The sequence below is a fragment of the Phocaeicola sp. RTP21198st1_B8_RTP21198_201120 genome (genome assembly GCF_040929485.1).
In the GTDB taxonomy this organism is placed as follows: Bacteria; Bacteroidota; Bacteroidia; order Bacteroidales; family Bacteroidaceae; genus Phocaeicola; species Phocaeicola dorei.
Genome location: NZ_JBCOCI010000001.1, coordinates 257,685 through 284,336 on the forward strand (window position 1 = coordinate 257,685; position 26,652 = coordinate 284,336).

The 26,652-nt window shown below is 39.9% G+C and carries 18 protein-coding genes and 3 pseudogenes; 15 read left to right on the forward strand and 6 right to left on the reverse strand.

Annotation, left to right across the window (positions count from 1 at the left end; genetic code table 11):
* Positions 1-743: 743 nt before the first annotated feature.
* A complete protein-coding gene (locus AB5935_RS00935) occupies positions 744-2,957 on the reverse strand; it encodes a DUF262 domain-containing protein (protein ID WP_038610641.1) in 2,214 nt (737 codons plus the stop codon).
* Entirely contained in the window at positions 2,923-4,740 is a 1,818-nt protein-coding gene (locus AB5935_RS00940) for a DUF262 domain-containing protein (RefSeq protein WP_007853725.1), read from the reverse strand. The genes AB5935_RS00935 and AB5935_RS00940 overlap by 35 nt, the downstream gene beginning before the upstream one ends.
* Before the next feature lie 697 nt (positions 4,741-5,437).
* Between AB5935_RS00940 and AB5935_RS00945 the strand changes: the two are divergent.
* Both AB5935_RS00945 and AB5935_RS00950 read left to right on the forward strand, forming a co-directional pair.
* Positions 5,438-5,757 (forward strand): annotated as a pseudogene (locus tag AB5935_RS00945) (helix-turn-helix domain-containing protein).
* Positions 5,758-5,760: 3 nt separating this feature from the next.
* Positions 5,761-6,129 (forward strand): annotated as a pseudogene (locus tag AB5935_RS00950) (type II toxin-antitoxin system HipA family toxin); the annotation flags it as partial.
* Positions 6,130-6,172: 43 nt separating this feature from the next.
* Here AB5935_RS00950 and AB5935_RS00955 read toward each other — a convergent pair.
* Positions 6,173-6,565, reverse strand: coding sequence for a YdeI/OmpD-associated family protein (locus AB5935_RS00955; protein ID WP_038610639.1), 393 nt, complete (start codon positions 6,563-6,565; stop codon positions 6,173-6,175).
* Positions 6,566-6,588: 23 nt separating this feature from the next.
* Positions 6,589-7,416, reverse strand: a complete 828-nt coding sequence (locus AB5935_RS00960; protein WP_007831972.1) for a GIY-YIG nuclease family protein — start codon at positions 7,414-7,416, stop codon at positions 6,589-6,591.
* 123 nt (positions 7,417-7,539) lie between these two features.
* On the opposite strand from AB5935_RS00960, the gene AB5935_RS00965 reads away from it, so the two are divergent.
* The 5 genes from AB5935_RS00965 to AB5935_RS00985 all read left to right on the forward strand — a co-directional run bounded on the left by AB5935_RS00965 (position 7,540) and on the right by AB5935_RS00985 (position 14,569).
* The gene (locus AB5935_RS00965) at positions 7,540-7,749 is read left to right on the forward strand and encodes a helix-turn-helix domain-containing protein (protein ID WP_007831974.1); all 210 of its coding nucleotides are present in this window, start codon (positions 7,540-7,542) and stop codon (positions 7,747-7,749) included.
* A gap of 90 nt (positions 7,750-7,839) precedes the next feature.
* Complete coding sequence (locus tag AB5935_RS00970) at positions 7,840-10,542, forward strand: DEAD/DEAH box helicase family protein (protein ID WP_038610637.1); 2,703 nt, start codon at positions 7,840-7,842, stop codon at positions 10,540-10,542.
* Positions 10,543-10,546: 4 nt separating this feature from the next.
* Positions 10,547-11,965, forward strand: a complete 1,419-nt coding sequence (locus AB5935_RS00975) for an N-6 DNA methylase (protein ID WP_368327311.1) — start codon at positions 10,547-10,549, stop codon at positions 11,963-11,965.
* 3 nt (positions 11,966-11,968) lie between these two features.
* The gene (locus tag AB5935_RS00980; RefSeq protein WP_038610632.1) at positions 11,969-13,099 is read left to right on the forward strand and encodes a YhcG family protein; all 1,131 of its coding nucleotides are present in this window, start codon (positions 11,969-11,971) and stop codon (positions 13,097-13,099) included.
* Positions 13,100-13,144: 45 nt separating this feature from the next.
* Positions 13,145-14,569, forward strand: coding sequence for a restriction endonuclease subunit S (locus AB5935_RS00985; RefSeq protein ID WP_195302114.1), 1,425 nt, complete (start codon positions 13,145-13,147; stop codon positions 14,567-14,569).
* Here AB5935_RS00985 and AB5935_RS00990 read toward each other — a convergent pair.
* Positions 14,564-15,142, reverse strand: a complete 579-nt coding sequence (locus AB5935_RS00990) for a restriction endonuclease subunit S (RefSeq protein ID WP_038610626.1) — start codon at positions 15,140-15,142, stop codon at positions 14,564-14,566. The genes AB5935_RS00985 and AB5935_RS00990 overlap by 6 nt on opposite strands.
* A 36-nt stretch (positions 15,143-15,178) precedes the next feature.
* Between AB5935_RS00990 and AB5935_RS00995 the strand changes: the two genes are divergently transcribed.
* Positions 15,179-15,982 carry a tyrosine-type recombinase/integrase gene (locus AB5935_RS00995; RefSeq protein ID WP_007839924.1) on the forward strand — a complete coding sequence of 268 codons (804 nt, stop codon included), beginning with the start codon at positions 15,179-15,181 and terminating at the stop codon, positions 15,980-15,982.
* Positions 15,983-16,012: 30 nt separating this feature from the next.
* On the opposite strand, the gene AB5935_RS01000 is transcribed toward AB5935_RS00995, so the two are convergent.
* Entirely contained in the window at positions 16,013-17,428 is a 1,416-nt protein-coding gene (locus tag AB5935_RS01000; protein ID WP_134771370.1) for a restriction endonuclease subunit S, read from the reverse strand.
* Positions 17,429-17,517: 89 nt separating this feature from the next.
* On the opposite strand from AB5935_RS01000, the pseudogene AB5935_RS28410 reads away from it, so the two are divergent.
* From AB5935_RS28410 to AB5935_RS01030, 7 genes and pseudogenes are all read left to right on the forward strand, one after another.
* Positions 17,518-17,634 (forward strand): annotated as a pseudogene (locus AB5935_RS28410) (sugar O-acetyltransferase); the annotation flags it as partial.
* A 1,673-nt stretch (positions 17,635-19,307) separates the two neighbouring features.
* Positions 19,308-22,139 (forward strand): fimbrillin family protein, encoded by a 2,832-nt coding sequence (locus AB5935_RS01005; RefSeq protein ID WP_038610623.1) that lies wholly within the window; start codon positions 19,308-19,310, stop codon positions 22,137-22,139.
* 112 nt (positions 22,140-22,251) lie between these two features.
* A complete protein-coding gene (locus tag AB5935_RS01010; RefSeq protein WP_007831996.1) occupies positions 22,252-22,521 on the forward strand; it encodes a PqqD family protein in 270 nt (89 codons plus the stop codon).
* 7 nt (positions 22,522-22,528) lie between these two features.
* Positions 22,529-23,644, forward strand: a complete 1,116-nt coding sequence (locus AB5935_RS01015; RefSeq protein ID WP_007831998.1) for a nucleotidyltransferase family protein — start codon at positions 22,529-22,531, stop codon at positions 23,642-23,644.
* Positions 23,645-23,651: 7 nt separating this feature from the next.
* Positions 23,652-25,304, forward strand: coding sequence for an ABC transporter ATP-binding protein (locus AB5935_RS01020; protein WP_007831999.1), 1,653 nt, complete (start codon positions 23,652-23,654; stop codon positions 25,302-25,304).
* Entirely contained in the window at positions 25,288-26,202 is a 915-nt protein-coding gene (locus tag AB5935_RS01025; RefSeq protein ID WP_007846231.1) for a hypothetical protein, read from the forward strand. The genes AB5935_RS01020 and AB5935_RS01025 overlap by 17 nt, the downstream gene beginning before the upstream one ends.
* Entirely contained in the window at positions 26,171-26,638 is a 468-nt protein-coding gene (locus AB5935_RS01030) for a S26 family signal peptidase (RefSeq protein ID WP_007846233.1), read from the forward strand. The genes AB5935_RS01025 and AB5935_RS01030 overlap by 32 nt, the downstream gene beginning before the upstream one ends.
* Positions 26,639-26,652: the final 14 nt, after the last annotated feature.

Below are 26,652 nucleotides of genomic sequence, written 5' to 3' on the forward strand. Positions count from 1 at the left end.
CCTTCTGAGCTTTTGATCTGATGGTATCTTGTCAAGTATCCTTGGATGAGTAAAGGTTGTTTATCTTTCTCATCTCTGAAAGAAAAGGTATAGGAGTAGAGTTGTCCGATGCAGCATATTATGCTAATTGATTGTCATTAGTTTACATCAAAAGATAGAAGCCTCTAAAATTTACTTGTTTTTCGCAACAAATTGATGATTTAACGATTTTTTTCATCCTCTTTCTCCAAACAGAGAGAAAAAAGGCAAAACCGTCTTTTCGGCTCCCGACTTTTTGTTGGATCTTCGATCAGAGGGTGAGTACAAGGGTCGGCCAGTCAGCCAGTTGTTTCCGGTTTCTCCTTCGGGACATCCTTGGGTTTCCAGGCTACGATGAAGCTAACAGTTGTGGATTTGATCTAATAACTTTTTGCAAACCAATCGGTGAGTATCTTTTGCATTCGCATCGAGAGCTTGGTTACGGGAAGGTCTGTCTTTTCGGTAAAGAGCTTAAAGCTGCGGTATTGCATAGAAACACCGCTCTGCAGTGCCAACACCTCGTATTTGATTCTCTTGAAGGACCCTAGGCGGTCGCCCCTATGAAGAGAGTTTTATACTTGATTTTTTTTAACCCGATACTCTTGTATGCCGTTGATGTGATTAGTGTTTCCTCTATAGCTCTGCCGTATAAAATAAGCATTCCCTATAGAATTAGGTAAAGTCGCTCTATAATTGAAGAGAGCGACTTTACTTACGATTTAATACTAACCTTCCTGATATATCCAGTAATCATTATCCTTTCTATTATCTTTGAAATATTGAATACGGTCAACGATGTCAATGCCTTCTTTGTTTTGTGGAATGATAAATCTGGCACGCTCTTTATTGTCCTTCAAAGAGTATGATACAAAAGCATTGTTTTCACATCTCAACAGCCCTTTTCTGTAAGAGAGCGCACGGATATCATATCGTTCTACAGAATTTGCTACTGCTTGTCCTTCAATGAGTGCTTGAAGCATACATTGGTAGGCATTAGATGATTCACGCTTTTCAGAGTGCAATGCCACAAGAGCGTATGGTTGTTCATCATACATAGTATATTTGCCATAACGCTCGGGGCGGAAGCATGGATACGCGATATAATAATATCGCCAATCGTATTGACTTTTAGTTTTGCATTCTGTTAGATACGCATCAATTTTTTCTTGTAAGTAAATGTCGTCTATTTCTATATCAATCTCAAGCAGAGAACGTAATGATTTTTTTGTCTTATTAAAATCTGGATTTTTGCCTGTCGGATGAAATAATGCATACCAAGCCTTATTGCCAATTTCATCCTGATTCCCAGAACCAAGTTGAATGCACCAATTATTTATCCTTTGGCTATAATCATACGTTGCTAACATTGCACAGTCAATAATATCGCGAGAGCATCTATCAAAGACATGGATGAATCGCTGATAAAGATGAGTATTCTCATACCCAACAACATCTGTACGACCTTGAAGCAGATAGTGATCCTCCAACTGAAAAAGACCAGCAGAATGCTCGGGATGTTCTTTGGTAAACTGGAGCTTTTGACGCTCCTCTTCCATCTGAATTACATTGAAATTCTGTCTCACGTCATTATCAATCATTATACTATCTGCAATTTCTCCAGAAAGAATAATATTTTCTACCTGACGAAGATTTGCGGGCATACGGTTTCCTGCATCACCATTAGGGGTATCGACAACTTCGTTTCTGGAATTTTTGAGCAGATTCACTACCACACGCAAGCGTCGACGGAAATCCATTTCTTTTATCTTATCATAGTTCATTAAATAGATAAGAAAGGAGTAGAGCATTATTAACCAATAGGTAGTATTTTTACGCAACGCGGCTCCGGTCAATACCCCTTTGAAAATATTGAGATCTGTAATTTGTTGAGATACGACAACTTTTTCGTGTTCATGATAATCTTTTGACAGGTAAGAGTTGAAAAAAATATCAATAGGGTTAAGTATTAATGAATTAGAACGTCGCGCTTTGTTTTGAATATTGACCATGCAATCAAAGGCTTGTTCAAAAAACACTACATTTTTTGGTTGATTCTTATAAAGCCTTTCCAGTAAACTGAAATCATCTTCTAAATCAAATTCTGATGAAGAGCGATCTGACTTATAGACAAGAATAAGGGAAATCACATGGAAAAAGTTTAGAAAACCGCTATCGACGAGATTATACTCATCCCTATAAATCCAAAGTAAATCGGTCCATTCGCGGTCTATCTTAAGGCCAATGCGTTTAGCAGTAGCTTCATCGTCATTTTCAGAACGCATAACCTTTAAGAGTTCTGCCTTAAAATGTTCAAAGTCAGTGAGTGGTTTTCCACGGGAGTTCATCTTGATGTAAATGTCATCGGTTAACTTCATCTCCTCAATATCGCGGAAATAGAAATTAATTTTATCCAATTTGTTCCATAAGTCATTAATATCGGCAAAACGCTTTTGGATTTCATCAAGCATTGTGAGCATTCCTCTAACCGTAGGATCGTTGCTCCATTCCATTGGAAACCATCCCTCATTTTTAATTTCATCACTAAGATGTGTTTTCCATGTAGGTTCGTAGTTAACGAGCTTTATAAGAAAATCTCTCGCGCTATAACGTGTGTTGTATGAAAACCTCGCAAGTCGCTTATCGTTGATGCCCTCTTTTTTATCTGCATACCAATGAAGTAGCCAAAGAGTAGTTAGTCGTTGCTGTCCATCAAGAGGAATCAGCTGACCATTCTGAATATTACCATAAATGAAATCGAGGGTTAAACCATTGTTTATTAATCCAGCATGTATTGCTGATAGAAAACGTTCACGAGTCTTTACTGCATGTGCATCAGATCGGCCTTGTGCATAAGCACGTTGAATCCGTGGTATAGTGATTCCACTTATTCCGTAAGGATTGTTTTCAGAAATCAGATTCTTCAGTGTCGTAGTTTCCATTTGTCAAGTTGGGTATAGTGGTATCGTTATTATCCTGTTTATAGTAAGGTGAAATTTTCTCATTAAGGGCCTCGGCATAATCTCTTCGGTCTGTCTCTCCCCAAAAGAAAAGCGATGGACCCTCTTGAGTATAGTACTTGAAGAATACGTGTTTTGTACAAATTGGAATGTATCTTCCTTCTTTATCATAATTAATGACACGGTGTCTTTTAACATCAAAAACGGAGTTGCTAAGAGCCGCGTTTTGAGATACATCTAGCAGTGCCATATTTGCTAATCCATGCGAGTAGCTATTCTCCTTAACGACATCTTCCTTAGACGTGAATATGATAATTACTTCCTTCTGAATCTCATTAAAGCGTTCACGCACATTCCCTGGATCCTTATCGCTATGAAGTTGTTCAATCAATATCTCCATTTTCTCTATAAGTTCATTATTTACCTCAAAAATAGAACTTTCAGAAGATTTCAAAAGTGCAATATGACTTTCTAGCCATGTAAGAATATCTTTATTCTTTTTAAGGCTTTCGGCATTTTGAGCGTGGATATGCTCCAAACTCCATATAGAATCTTTATGTTTGTCAAATGGGAACCTTCGTTTACCATCGTCCATCAGACGTTCTGTTTCCACATTAAACAAAGTCAATACCTTTTGTAGTTTGTCTTTCCTTGTATCGTATGATAAGCTAAGTAACTCTTCTTTATCTTTAATGCTTATTGATTCTGAAATCATTTTGTCGAGCTCGCTAAGAAATATATCCTTAGCAAGAGGAGTGTTGCCATCATTTTGCCATACGGTATAAATTTTCCTTAGTGGAACTCCTATAGTAATCAGATAACCAATTTTATGGTAAAAGTCATGGTTCGTATACCATTCGCGGAGTGTAAGAAACACATGATAGATGCGACTCCATATCTCAAGAAGCGGATTTTCTGTGGTGGTTTCCGATAGAGACTTTATTTGTCGATCAAAGTAAAAGAATGTACGATACTTTTCACGATCATTCCCTGATTTGTCTACCATCAGATCAAGGATAAGATCTATACGAGTTGGCATTTGATCTCCATCAATATTGGACAAAAAGCCCCAAAATGATGGATTTTGTAGTTCTTGCTCAATCATGTCCCACTGGAGTGAGATTTCCTCCTGTCGTCCTGACATCTTGTCTCGCACACTGTCTTTAAGAAACAAGGCTTTGACAAGTTCCGAGCTTGTCAGTGGAATTTTTCCAATGTTTAGACGCTCAAATAGCTCAATACCATTCTCAGCAGAATCCACTTCGTACCAAATGACGTTTACTGATGATATGAAATATTCATTGAGTTTGGTCAGGTAAGCTGCCATTTCTCGACGCTCACCCTGTGTCTTTTCTGTAAAATATTGCTCTATATATTCGTATGCAGATGCGATAAAATAATAATCTATATTCAGCTCTCTAAGCGAAAGATCAATATTACCAAGAAAGTTTGCTGATTCTTTACGAGTTTCATACTCTAACTTAAAGCTAGGTTCATATAGATCTCCCAGTTTTGCTTCCATATACTTGCAGATGAGGTATATGGTTGTAAGACGTTGCTGCCCGTCAATGAGCTCGAACCTCTCATTGCTTTTCTTTACAACAATTGGTTGTAAGCAATATGGCTTTCCCGCACTTTCATAAATGTCATCGAGAAGGAGTTTTATTTCCTCCGAGGTCCATCTATAACCCCGTTGATAATCGGGGAGGTAGAAAAGGCCCTTGATCTTCCCTACATTTTTTGTATCAAGAATAATGTTTGACATATTGTAGTATCTTAATATAATTTTTTATACAATGTAATATCGTATGCTGACTGATTTTCGCTAGTTTGTATTTAAAAGGTGGAAACTTTACGAAGTTACTTGTTTTTTCGCTAAGAACCGATGTTTTAATGTTTTTTATCGTTTCTCTTCGAACAGAGGGAGAAAGGGTAAAAACTGCCTTCTAGGGCTTCGATAGATCTTGTTCACAAAGATAGGGTATGTCGGAGTTCGTTTTGCCCAAAAGGGTAGTAAAATCGAGGATAGATTCACAGGTATTTTCTGGTTCCCATGCGAGTGTTATGTGTCCTATTCGGAGTTGTATTTTGTTCGATCTTTACACTCGGTTACTCTACGTTTTGCAGCCAAAAGAAAAATGATTGAAGTTATTTCATCATAGTGCAGCCATCTCTTCTCCCTTATTTTGACTTTACTTTATTGAACGTATATAGGAATACGGGGATAAAGTAAAGTTGGTTTTCATTTGAATAGTAAACTAATCTTGAATATATGTTGTAAGGTAATTTTTGTAGAATAGACATTTAATTCGTTTGGAAAAATGTCGTGTAATGGGGATGATTCGTTTGAAAAAGTGTAGAGCCTTTATACTGCTGTGTCTTCTAGTCTTGCGATTTTGTCTGCAATCTATCATTAAATAGATAAAAAGTAATATTTTTGCATATTATATGATAAGTTGATTATGACAAAGAATACAATGGGGATTAAGTTGTCTCGAAAATTGGAGCAGAAGATGTCGGTTGTGGGAGAGCAGATAAAACTGGCTCGATAGCGGAGGAATTTGAGTGTGGCTCAGGTGGCGGAACGGGCACTTGTTCCCCGTTGACTGTGTTCCGAATAGAGAAAGGCGCACCGATGGTAGCAATCGGAATATACTTGCGAGTGCTGTATGTTCTGCAGCTTGATGATGATATTCTGTGGCTGGTCAAAGAAGATAAATTGGGAAAAGCTTTGCAGAATTTGAGTTTGAAGACAAGGGAACGTGCTTCGAAGAAAGAGTAAGCGATGAAGACGCTATATGTATATGCCGATTTTGATTGGATCGAAGAAACAGAACTCGTTGGTGAGTTAGGCTATGAATCTCTTCGTAGCTCGGATTGCTATTGTTTTACTCTCAATGATGGATGTTTTGAAAAAAACACGGAGATTTGTTTCTGAGCGATGATCTGAATAATTATCCGGGACAGCAATATACGCAACCGGAGAAAGATATATTTGGATGTTTCTCGGATGCTTTGCCGGGTCATTGGGGGGCGAACGTTGTTGCTGCGACGTGAGCAGATTGTAGCGATGGAGGAGAAGCGACCGGTACGAAGACTGTTTCCTTTCGACTATTTGATAGGTATCGATGGCTTTTCCCGAATGGGGGCTTTCTATTGTAGAAATGATTTTCCGTTCGGTACGAAGCTCGGCTAAATCAAGGAATGCGGTTTTTCTTCCATAAGAGACCTTTGGGAACTATTTCGTAGGAATAGGCTTTCTCAAAGGCTTGGTGTCCGGCATCTGTCATAAGTCCTCGGTCTTCAAGATTGATACAACGTTCTTTGTTTAACTCAGTCCAATGACTTCCTTTGCGATGAGGTGAAAGCCGCTGTGCAAGGCATCCGTCTGGCAATTTCTTTAGAGTTGAATCAATCCACCTGAAGCACAATGCTTCTTCAACAACTTCAATGTATGGAATACATTCGTATGTGGGCTGTTTAGAGCGTGAAGTTACAACCCAACACGATTTCACCCGATTATGGTTGACCTTCAGCCATTCTCTCAACTCGATGCGGTCTGTGAAGTCTAGTAGATTGATAATTTCCATATTTGCCTCCAACTGATATGTTATTAATCCAACTGTTTTCTATAAACTGAGTCCAATGTATTTCCTTCTTTATCTTTCCATACCAACCAGCCGTTGTTGCTGCTACCAATACAGAAATCTGCGGCAGTACTGGGACTTGAAAAAGTTTTATCTGATGTCAATACCAATATTCCGTTCTCAGTAGAAGTGTAATCTTGAAGCATCTTTTCTCGTTTTTCTTTCCAGTTGAAAGACGGAACCATTGTTTTGGCAACAGTACTTCCTTTTAGGACTGTGAATCCATCGGAACTGTAGAAACCTTTTGCATTGCATCCTCTACCTTTGGTGTAGAATAGATGTTCTTCTTTGGGTTGTGATACTTCAAAAATATTGCAACCGATAAATGATGCCAAAAACTTCACATCTTCGAAAAATTCATTCATTGAGTCCTGTTGATGCTCCGGTAGGTTAGGGGCTTTAGGAATTTGTTTATTATCGCTTAAAACAAAAGCGTTTGCTTTCTTGGCTTCGGCTATAGCTTTATGTTCTAGGTATTGCACATCAACTTTAGTCATATCGGCGTCTTTCGATACAAATATGAGTGCTTTTTGCCAAAACGATTTTTTGCTATCGTGGTCTTTTACACGTTCTTTAAAGTTCTCCGTTTCACCTATATACGCCTGCGGCTTGGTTGATTCATCTTCCCCCAGCAATATATAGAATGCAGGTTTTTGTAACTTCTCTTGTGTATTCAAATAAGAGAGATTAGAACGTGGTACGACAAACATTTGGCAAATTTTGTTGCTAATGAATGCGTATTGAGTTCCTTTTGGGTCTCCATCAATGAGATATGTTGTTACTGTCTTTCCCATAAATATGTCTAAATTCAATTACTTTGAGGTATAACTCATTTAAGAACTGACTTTTCTTAATGCAAATATACACTATTATCGAATATAATTCCCTATATTTGTCTAATAAAATCATATCAAGTAATGAAACTGAATAGAATAAAGACTGTTTTATCCGAAAAAGGTATTTCTCAAACGTGGTTAGCTAAACAGCTAGATAAGAGTTTCAGTATGGTCAATGCCTATGCCTGTAATCGGATTCAGCCTAATTTGGAAACCTTGCAACGGATTGCGGAGATATTACAAGTTGATTTGAAGGATTTGATAACCGATAAAAAAGAAAGGTTACAATAAATTATTTAATACGGTTAGGAGGTTCTGGTTCCTTTTGTAACCTGTTGCAGATGTGCCTATGAACTTCTGATAATATATATTATTAAGAATATGACTCCTGAAGAAAAAGCAAGAATAAAGATAGACCAGTGGTTTGCCGATGCTGGTTGGAAAGTAGTCAACAGGGAGGATTATGAACCTACTTGTACGGCTGTAGCCATAAGAGAAGGTTTATTGAAAGGAAATCTTGAGGCAGATTATTTCCTTTTCATTAATGGAAAAGCAGTAGGGGTACTTGAAGCTAAGCGTGAAGAAACAGACGCTTTTGCCTCCAAAGTATGCGAGCAAGCAGCCTTATACGCAAGAAGTGTTCCGAATATCTATCAGGCATATCAAAAGCCATTGCCTTTTATCTTCACTTCGAATGGTAAGGAACTATATTGCTGTGATTTTCGTGAACAAGATTCTTGTTTCAGGCAGGTCATGAATATCCCTACACCACATGAATTGGTAAAGAGGCTGGGAATTGAAGATGCATTTGCCGGACTCCCTACATTGAAAAAGAAAGGGCTGCGTGATTGCCAATATGAGGCAGTGACAGAACTTGAAAAGAGTTTCCGTGCCGGGCAAAATCGGGCGTTGATGGTTCTTGCCACCGGTGTGGGTAAAACATATACTGCTTGTCTTGCTGCCTACCGGATGCTTTCTTATACACCAATGCGTAGAGTGTTGTTTCTTGTAGACCGAAATAATCTTGGAAAACAAGCAGAAGGAGAATTTGGGACCTTCCGTCTGACAGAGAACGGGGAGGCTTTCAATACTATCTTTACGGTCAATCGCCTTCGCTCGTCTTCTATTCCTTCTGATAGCAATGTCGTTATTTCTACAATACAACGTCTATTCTCATTCTTGAAAGGAGAAACTATTGAGGATAATGATGATGACGAGAATGAACCTATAGAGGAAGTAACCTTGCCTCCTAATCCCAACTTACCGCACGACTATTTTGATATGATTATCATAGACGAGTGCCATCGCTCCATTTATGGGAACTGGCGCAAGGTGCTGGAGTATTTCGATACGGCAAGATTGGTTGGTCTGACCGCAACTCCTATCCCTGAAACAATGGCATTCTTCAATAATAACTGCATTGTTAACTACACATTGGAAAAGAGTATTGTTGATGGCGTGAATGTGGATTGTCGGGTATATAGAATAAAAACGCAAGTCACAGAAACGGGTGGGGCTATATTAGAGGGTGAGAAATTTAAAGAAGAAACAAGATATACAGGTGAGGTTAAGATTGTAAGTAGTAAGGAAACCAAAATCTATACAAATAAAGAACTTAATCGGAGTATTATCAATCCGGCACAGATAAAGTTAGTCCTTTCGACCTATCGGGATGTGGTTTATACGGAATTGTTTAATGACCCGCAACGTGAACCAAATATGGACTTTTTGCCCAAAACATTGATTTTTGCTCTCAATGAAGCTCATGCTACAAATATCGTACAAATAGCTAAAGAGGTGTTTGGACGGACTGATGACCGCTTTGTTCAGAAAATTACCTATTCGGCAGGCGACAGTAACGAACTGATACGCCAATTCCGTAACGACAAGGATTTCCGTATTGCTGTCACCTGTACGTTGGTTGCCACCGGAACAGATGTAAAGCCGCTGGAAGTGGTGATGTTCATGCGTGATGTGGAGTCATTGCCTTTGTATATTCAGATGAAAGGGCGTGGAGTACGTACTATTGGTGATGAGCAACTTCGCAATGTTACCCCGAACGCATTCAGCAAGGATTGTTTTTATTTGGTTGATGCGGTAGGCGTGACGGAACATGCGCAAACAGTGGCACCTATAGATGATGCTCCTACAACAAAGACGATTACTCTAAAGGAGCTATTAGAATGTATTAGTCATGGCTATATTCCTGACGAGTATCTCAAACGGCTTGCTGCAACGCTTGCCCGAATATACAACAAGGCGGATGATCCGCAACGGAAAGAGTTTGTCCGTTTGTCTCATGATGACATGAAGGAACTTTCTGCCAGAATATACGATGCACTGGAGAAAGGCATTCTTCCACCGTTTGTAATCACTGATGAGCCTAACAATGAACGTAAGGGGCTAGTCGCTCCGCTTGCCAATCATGCAGATGCTCGGAAATACCTTCTTATACTTGCAGCCGGATTCGTCAATACATTGATGCCGGGTGAAGATACGCTTATCTCCAAAGGGTTCTCCATTGAGGAAGCAAAAAATACGACAGAGGCTTTTGAAGATTTTTGTAAAAAGTACTATGACGAAATAGAGGCACTGCGCATCATTTACAACAATGAGGGAGAGCCTATAACCTATTCGATGCTAAAGGATTTGGAGAACAGACTTAAAATGGCAAACAATCATTTTACATCCAAACAACTCTGGAACTCTTATGCCATAGTTAACCCTAAAGTGGTAAGGCGTTCCATTACCAAAGAAGAAAGCGATGCATTGACCAATATCATACAACTTGTGCGCTTTGCTTTCCACCAAATCGAACGATTGGATAGCGTAGTTACTACCTCTAAACAGTTTTTCAATCTTTGGTTAGGGCAAAACCAGCGTGAAATAACTGACAAACAGCGAGAGGTTATCAGTCGTATTGTGGATTACATCGCTTCTAACGGAGCTTGTACTATCAGAGATATTCGTGAAGATGATGCTACCCATGCAGCCCAAATGATTAGAGCGTTTGGCAATATGCAGAAGGCGGACGAGGCACTTCATTCACTTTACACATTTGTAGTTTTAAGAAAAGCAGCATAAAGAAATGGTAATAAATAATACAACAGAGCAATCGCTCACCAAAAAAGTATGGAATCTGGCAACCACTCTTGCCGGACAAGGAATTGGATTTACTGATTATATTACCCAACTGACCTATCTTTTATTCTTGAAGATGGATGCCGAAAATGTAGAAATGTTTGGAGAAGAGTCGGCTATTCCAACTGGTTATCAGTGGGCAGATTTGATAGTACTTGATGGCTTGGATTTGGTAAAACAATATGAAGAGACCCTTAAATTGCTTAGTGAGCAGGATAATCTGATAGGTACGATTTATACGAAGGCGCAAAACAAGATAGACAAGCCTGTTTATCTGAAAAAGGTCATCACCATGATTGATGAGGAGCAATGGCTCATTATGGACGGTGATGTGAAAGGAGCTATCTACGAAAGCATTCTTGAAAAGAACGGACAAGACAAGAAAAGCGGGGCAGGACAGTATTTTACTCCTCGTCCACTTATTCAGGCAATGGTAGATTGTATCAATCCGCAAATGGGGGAAACGGTTTGTGACCCGGCTTGTGGAACGGGTGGATTCTTGCTTACAGCTTACGATTATATGAAAGGTCAGTCAGCAAGTAAAGAAAAACGTGATTTCTTGCGTGACAAAGCTTTGCATGGTGTGGATAATACGCCTTTAGTGGTGACGCTTGCTTCCATGAATCTTTATTTGCATGGTATTGGTACAGACCGTAGTCCGATTGTTTGTGAGGATTCTTTGGAAAAAGAACCGTCAACTCTTGTAGATGTGATTCTTGCCAATCCTCCTTTTGGAACTCGTCCGGCTGGATCGGTGGATATTAACCGCCCGGATTTTTATGTAGAGACCAAGAATAACCAGTTAAATTTCCTCCAGCACATGATGCTTATGCTCAAAACGGGAGGACGTGCAGCAGTTGTACTTCCTGATAATGTTCTCTTTGAGGCTGGAGCAGGTGAGACTATTCGTAAACGCTTATTGCAGGATTTTAATTTGCATACTATCTTGCGTTTACCTACAGGTATTTTCTATGCCCAAGGCGTAAAAGCCAACGTGTTGTTTTTCAGCAAAGGACAACCGACCAAGGAAATATGGTTTTACGACTACCGTACAGATATAAAGCATACGCTTGCCACCAATAAACTGGAACGGCATCATTTGGATGATTTTGTTTCTTGCTATAATAATCGAGTAGAGACATACGATGCAGAAAATAATCCGCAAGGTCGTTGGCGTAAATACCCTGTAGATGAAATTCTTGCCAGAGACAAAACAAGTCTTGACATTACTTGGATAAAGCAAGGTGGTGAAGTGGACAACCGTTCATTGGCAGAACTGATGGCTGATATAAAGGATAAAAGCCAAACGATAAGTGCTGCTGTGGTTGAACTTGAAAAGCTGCTTGCGAATATTGAAGAAAATTGAGTTATGGGAAAAGAGATTATCACAAATGATAAAGATATAAACGACCTGTTCTTGAAGGTTGTTAACCTTGTCACGCAGGCAAGGGAACGTGTGGCAACAGCCGTCAATATAGCTGAGGTTTATACTAAGTTCCATATCGGACAATATATAGTAGAATATGAGCAAAAGGGGGAGACAAGAGCCGAATATGGAAAGGCGGTGCTGAAAGAACTCTCCAAACGTCTGACTGATAGGTTGGGAGATGGATGGTCATATTCAACGCTTAAGAATATACGGCAGTTTTATATTGTTTTTTCTAAAGGGCTAACCAGTGGTTGTCCAAAGCCGGGTCAAAAGGCTAACCAGTGGTTAGCCGATTATCCGAAGTCAGAGGAATGTATCTCTGAGCCGACATTCGCTCTCTCATGGTCTCATTATCTTATACTGATGAGGGTGGAAAATCCGGATGCCCGCAGTTTCTATGAAATAGAATGTACTCAACAACAATGGTCTAAAAGACAACTCAGCCGTCAAGTAGGAAGCTGTCTTTATGAGAGATTGGCTTTGAGCCGTAACAAAGATGAAGTAATGCGGTTGGCTAAGGAAGGACAATCTATTGAGAAACCATCAGACATTATCAAGAATCCCATCACATTAGAGTTTCTTGGTCTAAAACCCGATGCAGTTTATTCAGAGTCTAAATTAGAGAATGCCATTATCAACAAGATGCAGCAATTCCTATTAGAACTTGGCAAAGGATTTCTATTTGAAGCAAGGCAGAAAAGGTTCACATTTGATGAGCAGCATTTCTTTGTTGACTTGGTGTTTTACAATCGTTTGCTACAATGCTATGTGCTTATAGATTTGAAGATAGACAAACTAACTCACCAAGACCTTGGGCAGATGCAGATGTATGTCAACTATTACGACCGCTATGTCAAACAAGACTTTGAAAAGCCGACAATTGGTATTCTACTGTGTAAGGAGAAGAACGATGCACTAGTGGAACTTACCTTGCCTAAGGATGCTAACATCTATGCTTCTGCTTATCAACTCTATCTCCCCAACAAGGCTTTATTGCAAGCTAAGGTGAAGGAATGGATTGAAGAGTTTGAAGAAAATGAGGTATTAAAGAAACTGGAAGAACATGAATAGTAATTGTGCAGTTTTGGCTGCACAATTACAAACAGAAATATAACGATGGATACAAAAGCGTTACGTCAAAAGATACTCGACCTTGCGATACATGGAAAACTTGTACCCCAAGATCCCAACGATGAACCAGCATCAGTTCTGCTCGAACGAATCAAGGCTGAAAAAGAACGACTGATAAAAGAAGGCAAAATCAAGCGGAGCAAGAAGTCTGCAAAGACTTCCGATACGCCCCATTATGAGAACGTGCCGTTTGAGGTGCCGGAATCATGGGTGTGGACAACGATTGAAGAAATATGCTCAAAGATAGGTTCTGGTAGCACACCAAGGGGAAGTAACTATTCTGCGAACGGGATTCCATTTTTCCGCTCGCAAAATGTATATAATGACAGACTTGTTTATGATGACATCAAGTATATTTCCGAAGAAGTTCATCAGAAGATGAAAGGCACGGAAGTGCTTGCTAACGACTTGTTGCTGAATATTACTGGTGGTTCATTGGGAAGATGCGCCGTAGTTCCTGCTGATTTTAATTGTGGTAATGTCAGTCAACACGTTTGTATTATGCGTTCTGTTTTAGTTGAGCCTGAATATTTTCATGTGTTAGTTTTATCTTCATACTTCGCTAAATCTATGAAAATTACGGGTAGTGGTCGTGAAGGTTTGCCAAAATACAATTTAGAACAGATGGGGTTTCCTTTGCCACCTTTAACAGAGCAACAACGCATAGTTGCCGAGATTGAACATTGGTTTGCTTTAATTGACCAAATAGAACAAGGCAAAGCCGACTTACAGACCATCATCAAACAAACTAAAAGCAAAATTCTTGATCTTGCTATTCATGGCAAGTTGGTACCACAAGATCCGAATGACGAACCTGCCATAGAACTCTTAAAGCGCATAAATCCCGACTTTACACCTTGTGATAACGGGCATTATACGCAGTTACCTGATGGATGGTGTTATGCAACGATAAAAGAGGTGTTCATTATCAACCCTAAAAATAAGGCTGATGATGATGTTGAAGTGGGGTTTGTTCCGATGGCAAATATTACTGATGGTTACAATAACACTTTTAAATACGAGACGAAACAATGGGGTAAAATTAAAACTGGTTTTACTCATTTCGCAAATGGAGACATTGCAGTTGCGAAAATATCTCCTTGTTTGGAGAATAGGAAATCGGTAGTTCTAAAAGGATTACCAAACGGTATTGGCGTAGGAACAACAGAGCTTCATGTGTTTAGACCTCTATTTCTTGATGTCCAATATGGGCTTTACTTCTTCAAATCAGATTATTTCATAAGCCAATGTGTAGGCTCTTTTAATGGAGTTGTTGGGCAACAAAGAGTAAGTAAAAATATCATCGAAAATATGATTATTGCCATTCCTCCAATAAATGAGCAAAAACGGATTGCTTGTGCCGTTCATAAAATATTTGCTAAATTGGATATGATAATGGAGAGTTTATAAACTCCCCATTATCATATCTAAAGAGGTGAAAATTGTTTCTATTCTGTCAATTATTCGCTTTTGTTCTGAAAGTGGAGGTAAGTGTATAGGCATTGATAAAAATTTATCAAGAATCAGATTGCGCAACCCCGTAGTTTGAGTTTGCATCAATCTCATATCTCCTTTCTGATATTTTGCCAGAATATAATAGTATAGGAATTTACTTAATACTATGTTGTTATTCCTTGTTCTTAATGCCATTGTAAAATTACTGAATGAAAAAACACCACTTTTGCCCTCATAGAGAATTGTTCTTCCAACAGGATTATTATCACTACCACCTGATTTTTCTACAATCAAATCGCCATTTTCCAAATGACGTTTAGCAAAGGTTCGTTGTTCAACATCAATGTACTCTATATTTGAATAATCTAACTTAAAGTCCTTAGTGAAATTTGCATTGCGTATAACCCCCACATTAACAAATGGTTCTTTCTTCCCTTTCCACAATCCATTGATGTTTTCGCATAAATCTTTGAGTGTAACAACGCACCATCCATCAGGTAACTGCGTATAATGCCCGATACGTTCCATTATATTATTACCATATTCATTCTAAATCAATGTAGTATGGTAACAAAATTCAAAAATCATTTGGCAAAGACTAATCTTGCCAAGAACACTGTCACCTCGTATGTGTGGACGGTGCAGTATTTCCTCAATCATTATGGGGAAGTAAACAAAAAGAACCTTTTGGCATATAAGGGGTATTTGGTTGAGAACTTCAAGCCACAGACGGTGAACCTTCGGCTGCAAGGTATCAACAAGTATCTTGAATTTACGAAACAGGAGAAACTGAAAGTGAAGTTCGTAAAAGTGCAGCAAAAGAACTTTTTGGAAAATGTAATTAGCAATGCCGATTACAAATTCCTTAAAACCCAACTTAAAGCTGATGGTTACGATGAGTGGTATTTCATCGTGTGGTTTATGGCTGCTACAGGGGCACGTGTCAGCGAACTACTCCATATCAAAGCAGAACATGTACAAATCGGGCATCTTGACCTATATAGCAAGGGAGGAAAGATACGCCGTTTGTATATCCCGAAAAACTTGCGCACGGAGGCTGCGAAATGGCTCAAAGAAATAGGACTTACTTCTGGCTACATCTTTCTGAATCGGTTTGGACAGCGCATTACCACTCGTGGAATAGCTTCTCAACTCAAACATTTTGCCGAGAAATACGGAATGAACAAGGAGGTTGTTTATCCTCATTCATTCCGTCATCGTTTCGCCAAAAACTTTCTGGATCGTTTTAACGACCTAGCTCTACTTGCTGACCTTATGGGGCATGAGAGCATTGAAACCACTCGTATTTATCTGCGCAGAACTGCCAGCGAACAACAGAAAATTGTTGATAAAGTCGTGAACTGGTAAAGTTACATCAGTCCTTAGAAGTGTATTTGATTACACTTCTAAGGCATTTTGAATGTTATCAAGAACAGAAAACAATTCTTCTATTTTTTGAACGATTCGTTGTTGCTCATTGATAGGAGGAAATGGAAAATATAAATTCTCCAATACACCAATATATAATTCTTTTTGATTTGTACTTCCTGCCAAATTATCTTCTATGTATTGTTGAATAAGTTGAGAAGACATATAAGCAAATACATATTCGGAATTGATTTCTTCATATGTTCTTACAACTGATACATGAGAATCTGGAACCACGAAAGGATATTTGCCCAAATAACTTTCATCAAAAAGTCTGGTTCTTCCAACTGTTCCAGTTCCTGTTGAATTAACAAGTACATCACCTGTTTGTAATTTATATTTTGAGTCCCATTTATTTATTGTAGAAGGGTCTAAAAACCTTGCTTGTTCTAATGAAATACCTCCTTCTTTCAAATTACATTTTTGAGCGAATACAGGATATGTCTTATCGTCTTCCGAATATTTGGGAGATTTTCCTCTAGACAAAAACGAACACAAATCATTCAACTTACACCAATTCCATCCATTTGGAACATCAAACGTATAATGCCCGTTATCACAAGGTGTAAAGTCGGGATTTATGCGCTTTAAGAGTTCTATGGGAGGTTCGTCATTCGGGTCTTGCGGCACAAGTTTGCCATGTATCGCAAGGTCAAGAATTTTGCTCTTGGCTTGTTTTATTACAGTCAGCAAATCACCTTTACCATTCTTGACTATGTCAATTAACGAAATCCACTTATCCATCTCTGCTACAATTCTTCCTTGTTCCTTTAATGGAGGAATAGGTATCATTAATTGCGACAGTTTTTGGGCATTGATGTTAGACTGATTAACAGCATCTGTTTTCACATCATAACACCAATCACGATAATAGCCGCTATTCATTACAGTGTTAAGGTAGTCAGGAGAAATCAATAAAGGTTTAATACGAATAAGATAGCCTGCATATATGGCTGGTTGTTCTTCCTTGTAGATTGCCGTTTTTCCAACCCATTCACTACTATTTGTGCGATTAAACAGTAAATCGTTTTTTTCAAGAGAGTATTGTTCAATATCTTCATCATTCGAAGAATACACTAAATTCGAATAATCTATTGTACCAACATTAGTAATATTCCCCATTCGTAAAACAGCTATTTTACCCACACTTGATGATTTCTCAGAAGTTCCATATTTTAATTCGCATACAATATCATCTAGCCTGCACCACACCCATGATTCCGGCACCTCAAACGGCACGTTCTCATAATGGGGCGTATCGGAAGGAAAAAAGGAGAGAAAAAATCCTCTCCTTAACTCTAAACCATGTATTAGACATTTAAGTTTTTCATCGGCAATCCATAATTGTTTTGGTTGAAAATTTATATGCAGCATATTCACATTCATACTAATCAGCCTTCTTCATTCTAATGGTACAAGTTACATTTGATAAATAGAATAAGAAACAAAGCACTTATTCTGCATTTATCCGATAAATAACCATCGGAAACAATGCTGTCATTGCAGCAGGTTTGATCGTGACAAGAGAGGTTCCGGCAAATACAGTTGTGGGCGGTGTTCCTGTCAGACATATCCGTAATATCAAGGAATAAAGAAAGGAGAAAACAATAGAAAGTTATAAGCAAATATGCCCTCATGCTCTCATTATGCATATAATCAATTGATAATGAGTGTTGAATGAATGATGGTAGCATATTTTAGAAGAAACAATTTGCCCTCATGCTCTCACTGTTTAATTATACTGATTACTATATAATGTGTTTATATTCAATGTGATATAGCTGAATTCGTTTCAAAATCACTCAGATGAGAAAAGAGTCTATTTTGCCGTTTTAGGTGAAGAAAAATGGCATAATGCCTACAAGATCCCTTTTATATACACGAATCTTATCATATTTTGCTAGGAGAAACAACGGTAACTACTGCATTTTAGGGAGTTCTTGATAGTTTATATAGAGATCATTATATGATAATCGGTCATTCATATTGCAGTTCTTTACTATGGGAAATTGCTTAATCACGTTTGTGATTAGACTTAATCACACTTGTGATTAACTTTAGTCACATTTGTGATTAGAGTTAGTCACACTAGTGAGTAAGCAATTGCGAATAATAGAAAGAACAAATAGCAAAGTACGATGAGTAGAACTTGTCAGCATGAAAATGTAATCGGATGTTTGTAAAATAGAGTATACTGTGATGAAAAAGCTCAAAATGCGATGGTTGACAAACTTTTGAATTAAGACTTTGTATGTGTTCATGTTGTTGGATATCAGATAGATATACTCTTTTTGTTTGTTCTGTAGAATGAGGGCATGAGGGCAAAGATACTTTTTGAAATATGCTATTATTATTCGTTTTGTATTAATTATCAATATGTTAACTTCTTAGTGAGAGCATGAGGGCATAATTGCTTATAACTTTCTATTAATATTGGTGTTATGTTGAGTCGATTTATTGTGAAATACAGAAGTGTTTTTAATGCTTGTTGTAGCAATTATTAAAAATAATCGCTAAGAAACGTTTTTCCTATTTAAGAAATTATTATATTTGTACCGACTATTCTACTATGGCGTAGTAGAACGTTATATATTTTAAGAAGCGTTATTGAAATTATCTTCTATCATCAAACTTCGCAACTTTGATAAAGGTCTGAAGATGATAACAACAACGCTCACGTCTGTGTTATATACCTGCCATTACTGTGGCATCTATATACCTAATGGCGTGGGTGGCTGTTGTTTATCTAGACCAAGGCAATGCGAAGGCCCGATGATAAGATAAACAAGATACAGCCCTCACGCTTTTTTTTATTAACCGCCGAACAGAGGAGGGGGAGTTAGGCAAAGTCTTTTGACAAGATAGACTGATCTAACATTTACAGACGTATGAAAACAACACTGCAAGCGGGAATGCGTATCCTTATTTCCCGTTATCTGTCAAGTCGAGGTTGCGGAGACACAGTATATGTCACCGGACCGCCAGGAATCTTCTGCCCACAGACGGCAATTATAGCATCTTTTTATAAAAAATATTCTATGTTACATAATTGGGGCGCATAATGTCTGAACAGAATCATTGAAAAATTATAATCTAAATTTATTGTACGGAAATTATGGAAACAAACAATATGGAAATGTATGAGGCTCCTAAAGTGGAGGTTATCGAAGTAGAAGTGGAAAAAGGATTTGCAGTAAGTGGTGGAACAGAAGACTATGACCAACATCCTTGGTAATTGAAATAAATAATTTAAAAACATACACGTATGAAAAAGATATTGTTCACATCTTTGGCTGTTCTTGGATTAGGAATAACCGGTTGTTCCAATGAAGATTTGGGCGTGGCGAAAAGTGGCGTTGATGAAGTATGTGCCACTATGGGAGATGCTGAATCGCGTACTGCTATGAATGGCAATTCTGTCGTTTGGAGTACAGGTGACGAGATTGGCATTTTTGTAACGAATGGAAGTTCTTCTACATATACTAACACTAATTATTCATTATCCAGTGGAGCCGGGACCAAGTACGCAGGGTTCTCAGGAGTACTGGAAGGTGAGAATCCTGTAAAGAAAGCTGCTTTTTATCCTTATGGCAGCGATGCTTCTTATGATGGAAGTAAAATATCATTAACGTTGAAGGATACCTATAATTATAAGGAAGGAGAAAACAGCAGTGCTCTTATGGCTTGCCAAATAAATGAGAGCGCACAGGATGTCTTGGCATTTAAAAATGCAGGTGCCCTGATGAGCATAACTGTCAATAATATCCCGAAGGACTATACTTGGGCGAAATTGACTTCTATGACCGCTCAAGGAAAAACTACTGTTCCAACCATTGCTGGAAATGCACAAATAGCATTCTCCGAAGGTATCCCTACATTGACAACCATAGGAACATTAAATTCCTCTTCCATAACTATAAACTTTACTGCTGGCAATGACGTGGCCAGTAAAACATTCTATTTCCCGTTGCCTGTAGCCGAGTATCCTGCCTTGGAACTTTCCATTGGTAATGGCTCTACAAGCCAGGTTTTAAAGACAAAAGCTTTAGATGCTAAACGTAACGAACGTTATACCACAACTATAACGTTGGACGAAGTATCCGGAAGTGTACCGACAACAGTTGAAAGTGTATCAGCGGTAGCCGATGCTTTAGCAACAACTAATTCGGTTTCTGTGACTGATGTGGCTCCAACTGAAACCAGTCCTACAGTTTCAATACCGAAAAAAAATACACCGGCAGAAAATGTCAGCATATCCTTTGAAAAGATTTCTACTACTGCTACTGTTGCTATAAAAGAAGCGAGCACTGGCGCTAGTGGTAATTCAGCACCTGAAAACGTGTTGGTATCTGTACCGCAATTAGATACTGCGCCTAAATTTGAGATAGAGCTGCCTTCTTCTACCGTAACTTTGGCTGCCAATGGCGAAACAGCTACTTATGATGAAGTAACGGCAACTACTGCTGCAAATACATTGGTTCTTGATAAAGGGATTACGGTTAATACATTGAAGGTAAAAGCCGGTAATGTAAGAGTGAAGAGTGGTGCCAAAGTAACAGCCATCAGTCGTGAAAGCGGTAACACTTCAACTGTCATTATTTATAAAGAAGAGGGGGCTGAATTACCCAATCTGTCCGGTAATGACGCATTTGAAGTAGTTGATGCTGCCGTAGCCGACTTGCAAAATGTCGCAAAAAATGGTGGAACTTATACTCTTGCCACAGACTTGGCGGGAGATTTTACTATTTCCGCAACAAAGGAAGTTATCATCAATTTGAACGGTCATAAAATTACCAACAAATCTGGCGATACATTTACCGTAAACAAAGATAGTAAACTGACAATCAACGGAAATGGTACAGTGGATAATGTAAGTCATGGGAAGACTTGTATCTATAATAACGGTACAGTAATTCTTAATGACGGAACCTATATTAGAAGTAAGGAAAACGGTCAGAATTCAGAAAGTTCAGGTGGTAACAGCTATTATAATATTCTGAATCATGGCGAGATGACGATTAATCCAAATGTGGAGATATCGCAAAACGGGCATTATTCTTCGATGATAGCCAATGGGTATTATGATTATACCAATACGAATCCGCGAAATGGATATGTAAGTGGTACCAATCATCAGAATCCTTCACTTATCATAAACGGTGGTACATTTGCCGGAGGTCTTAATACCATTAAAAATGATGATGGAGCCCAGCTTGTCATCAACGACGGTACGTTCACCAATATGTCTCAGGCAACCGTACAGAATCATCATGTGGCTGAAATCAAAGGAGGTACATTCAATACGACTGGTTCCGCTCAGTATGTGGTGGATAATGAAGGTCATAATGGTGCAGCCAATGACTTGGGACAGATGACTATCAGTGGTGGTACACTGAATGGCAAGATTTATGTGGTTGGTGCAGGTGCATCGCTGGCTGTTACCGGTGGTACTTTTTCCGATCCGTCCGCACTTTTATACTTAAGCGGTAATGCTAACGTGAAGATACGTTTGAATGGAGACGCTACTTGTAATGGCTTTAAAACGCAAAGTGGACAATCTGTAGAATTGGACTTGAACAACCATGTGCTTACACTTGCTAAACCGACCGTTGGCTCGGCTGGCACAGAAACGAACAGTTGTCAATTGTTGAAAGGTTCTACCGTTACTATGAAAAACGGAACACTGGCAAGTGATAATGATAAAATTATGATTCAGAACTACTGTAATTTGACGTTGGATGCTATGACAGTGAAGGGGCTAAATGCCTTATATGTATTGAGTAACAATTGTGGTAATATTTTGATTAGCAATACTACGATTAATGCCGGAACTGGTGCATATGCATTTGATGTTTGCGGCTATTCAACCTACACTGACGGAGTTAAAGTAACTGTTAAAGGTACTAGTATTATTAATGGTAACGTGGAATTATCAAAAAGTACCGGAAACACCGAACCTATGGAATTGAATATTGAGGGTGGTACTTTTAACGGCAATTTGGTTGTTGATTCATCGATAACAAATGCTTCCTCTATCATTAACGTGACTGGTACTCCTTCTTTTAAAGGAACCGGTTGGGATAGTTATAAAAAATAAGAGAATTATTTGCTATCATGTTATTAGTCATGGCAGAAAGTGATTTGTAATAAAAGAAGGTCGTCCTGTCTCGAAAGGTCGGGCGGCTTTCTTTTTTTAAGATTAGAAGATTATGAAACTTAATCCCCATTTCAAACTCCGCTCCATAGCCGGAGAAATAATAATTGTGAACCAAGGTGTTCCCGATACTGATTTGACCCGTATTATTTCCTTTAATTTTTCCGCTTGCTTACTTTGGAAACGACTTTCGGGAAAGGATTTCACTTTACAAGAGGCAGCCTTGGTGTTGGTGGAATCTTATCATATTCCTCAAGAGCAGGCCGAAAGAGATGTGGTGATTTGGGCAGATGCACTAAAAAAATGTTCAGCCTTACTTGATTGATATAACAATGGATATAATACTCGATAAACCGGAGCAAATGCTATTTGCCTTGCTCCGATCCGCGTTGAACAGCACAAAGCCGGTTAGTGAAATCCTTTTTACCGATATATCTCCTGCCCTTTGGCAGGCGTGTTACAAACTAGCTTGCACTCAGGGAGTGATGGCCTTGGCATGGGACGGAATACAGACCCTGCCGGCCTGTTTGCAACCCCCGAAGGCTTTGAAATTAAACTGGGCGATGGCGGTAGAGAACTATGAAAAACGCTACCGGCGGTACTGCCATACCATAGCCGAACTTTCAGCTTTTTATAAAACGCATGGCATTACCACGGTCCAGTTGAAAGGAGTGGGCCTCTCCACCTATTATCCCATTCCTTCGCACAGGGAAGGGGGAGATATAGACATCTTCACTTATTCGGCAGACCATTCCCGGAAAAGTGATGCCGAGGCCAACCGGCTGGCAGACCGGTTAATGGAAGAAAAAGGAATAGAGGTAGACCTTGAACACTCCGAAAAGCATAGTATGTTTTACTATAAAGGTATTCCGATAGAAAATCATAAAACCTTCATTAATTCGGAAACATACCATATAGCGGTGAAGATGGATAAGCTCCTTCAAGAACTGCTACGACCCGTATCGGCGGAATTGGACGGAAAATACCCCATTTTCATTCCATCTTCCACTTTTAATACTGTATTTCTCGCTTTTCATGCCGCCCAGCATTACGCACGCGGCCTGGCGCTTCATCATCTTTGCGACTGGGCTTGCCTGCTGAATAGATACGGCCTGCATATTCCTGAGGAAGTGACGGATATTCGTTTTAGAAATATGATGCTGGCAATGACTCACCTTTGTAATGATTATTTAGGAACTTCCGTTCCTGTATATGGAGGAGAAGGGTTGGCGGAGGAAATCTTGCGGGAAATCATCCGGCCACCCTATACTAAGTTTGTTCCGGCGAAGAATAAATGGAGTATTCTGGTTTATAAAACCAAACGTATGCTGCATACTCATCGTGCGTGTAACAGCGTGTTGCGCATTTCACTGTGCAAATGGGTTGGAATTTCTATTCTGTTGCATCTGCGCTCTCCCCATACCATCTTCCAAACGGAACGAAAATAGGCGGTTTATGTTGAAAAGAATCTGCCGTTTGTTGTTGCCTGATGAAAGGAAAATGGGGATAAGGGTGGTTTGTGCCGTATTTCTTTGCGCATTACTTGACTTTGCCGGACTCGCTGCCCTGTTGCCTGTCTTGTTTTTTCTGTTGGATGACGGGAGGGATAAAGATGCCGCCCTGTTATTTTGTCTGGTGGCAATAGTCTTTATTTTGGTGAAAAACGCTTTGGTAGCGGGGCTTTCACGTTTTCAAAACCATTTTCTGATGTCTCTTTACCGTCGGCTCAGCTTTTCTCTCTTTACTTCTTACTATCAACGGGGATTATTGTTTATACGCAGCAGGGGGAGTATCCGGCTGGGATATGAGGTAAATTATATTTGTTATGCTTTTTCTTTAAATCTTCTTTCCCCCTTGCTTCGCATGACAGGAGAACTGCTGCTTATTTTATGGGTGACGGCAGCTTTGTTGGTTTACGCTCCGTTGACGGTACTGATGCTGTATATTGCCTTTCTGCCTTTTATGTTGATTTACGGATGGGGGATCAGGAAACCGATGCGCCGTTATGGTGAGCAGGAGCAGCAGGCTCGTCGTGAGCAGTCCCGGCTGGTCACGGAAACGATGAAAGGGTATGCCGAATTGGAACTGAATGCGGCGTTTCCTTTTTTTCAGCAGGCATTCGCCGAGAGGATAAGGAAAATCAGTGAGAGCCGTTTGAAACTGGAAATGATACAGCACCTTCCTTTTTGCCTTTCCGAAATGGCAGTTATATCGGGACTGACCTTGCTCACCGTTTTCGGAACAGGGGATATCAAAGCGCTGGTAGGTGTCTTTGCTGTGGCGGCTTTCCGGCTGTTACCCGCTTTGCGCGGCATCTTAGGTGGTTGGACACAAGTACAGAATGCGGTCTATTCTCTGCGGATTATAGAGGAAGGGTTGGGGGATAAGGGGATAGAAGCAGTTTCTCCATCATGGGGGCAGGAAGCGTTTTCTTTTCAAAAAGAGATACGGATAGAACACCTCACCTATGCTTATCCTGAAAGTAAAGAGGTTCTAAAGGATTTTTGTTGTACTATTCGTAAAGGGGAATATGTAGGTATCTGTGGTGAGAGTGGCGTGGGTAAGTCTACCTTGTTTTATCTGCTTTTGGGATTTGTCACTCCGGATAAAGGCGCTATTCGGATAGATGGCAGGCCGCTTGTCGATGTGCCGAGGCAGGAATGGCATCGCAAGGTGGGATATGTGCAACAGGAAGTGTTTGTGCTGGATGGGACCTTGGCGGAAAATATTGCTTTGGGATGCCGGTTTATAGATAAGGAATGGGTAGCGGAGATAGTGAGGCAGGTGAGATTGGATGCTTGGGTGGATGAATTGCCGCAAGGAATGGATACTCCTTTGGGTGAAGGGGGAGGAAGGCTTTCGGGAGGTCAGAAACAACGGGTAGGCATAGCCCGTGCTTTGTATAAGAAAGCGGAGGTGCTTCTACTGGATGAGGCTACTTCTGCATTGGATAATGAGACTGAACGGGCTGTCAATGAAATGCTTCTCAGTCTGATGAAGGAGTGTAGGGGGCTGACTATTCTTACGATAGCCCATCGGGAAAGCTCATTGGCATATTGTCATCGTGTAATCAGATTAAATGGAAAAGACAATGGATCAAATTTATAAAATAGGTGGCCACTGCTTCGCATTGCCGGACGAAAGGTTGATGGAGGTGGTGGATGGTATCAGCGGTTTCAAGCCTTTTATTTGGCAACCGGATCTGGTTTTGGTAAAAGATGTATACGAGGGTGCTTGGTTGCCGGATTTTACTGTTTGGGAGGGAAACGGTTGGGATTTTCCGGCTTTTCAGAGAAAGTCCTATGGGTTCGGATATGAAGATGTAACCGGTACTTTCGGTGTGAGTGGGGATAGTTTTTTGTTGGAACTGGCTCCGCAGGGAGAACCGTCGCTTTATCTCCGGACGATGGGTGAAACTGGGAAAGGTATCTGTTTATATGGTCATTATTCTCCCCGTCTTTTAAGATTTGCCTTATGGATGGGGTATGGCCTGATGACGGTACGGAAAGATACGGTTGCCTTGCATGGCAGTTGTATTGTTTATAAGGGGAAAGCGGTTCTTTTTTTAGGTGAAAGCGGAACCGGCAAAAGTACCCATACTCGTTTGTGGAGGGAAAATATAGCAGGAAGTAAGTTGCTGAATGATGACAGTCCCATTGTGCGTTATGAAGAGGGGGGCGTGTGGGTATATGGCAGCCCGTGGAGTGGGAAGACTCCTTGTTATAAGGCGGAATGTTATCCGTTGGCCGGATGTGTACGTTTGTCACAAGCACCGTATAATAAGATACGGAGATTGAACACTTTGCAGGCTTATGCAGCTTTGCATCCGTCTGCTCCTCCTGCATTTGCATACGAGGAGGAATTATACAGTGGGGTTTGTAGTCTGTTGGAAAAGATGGTTTCATCCATTCCTGTTTATCATCTGGAGTGTTTGCCCGATGCGGAGGCGGTGAAATTAGTATGTCGTACTTTATATGGAGATGGGTATGAAGCGGATAGCGAATGAATGTTTCTTTGCGTGGGTGGAGTCGGAAATCAAAAGTGGCAGGAGTGTGAAGTTCCGGGTGAAAGGCAATTCCATGATGCCTTTACTGAGAAATGGGAAGGATGAAGTGGTGGTGGGGCCGTATGATAAGGAGGAGTTGAAACTTTTTGATGTCATTCTGTTCCGGCAGACAGACCGGTATGTATTGCATCGGATTATTCAAAAAAGAGGCAGTCGTTATTTGATGCAGGGAGATGGCGTTTGTCGTTTTTATGAGGAATGTGAGGACACGGATATCATCGGGGTGGTGAGAAGGGTATGCAGACCTTCCGGAAAGAAGATTGAAACAGATTCCGCCTGTTGGCGGTTGGAAAGCCGTTTGTGGTTGGGACTTGGTGGATGCAGAGGAATGGTGTTGCGTGTCCTGAATAGATTGGGTTGTTGGCTCCTTTTTTGACGAAAGCCGTCAGC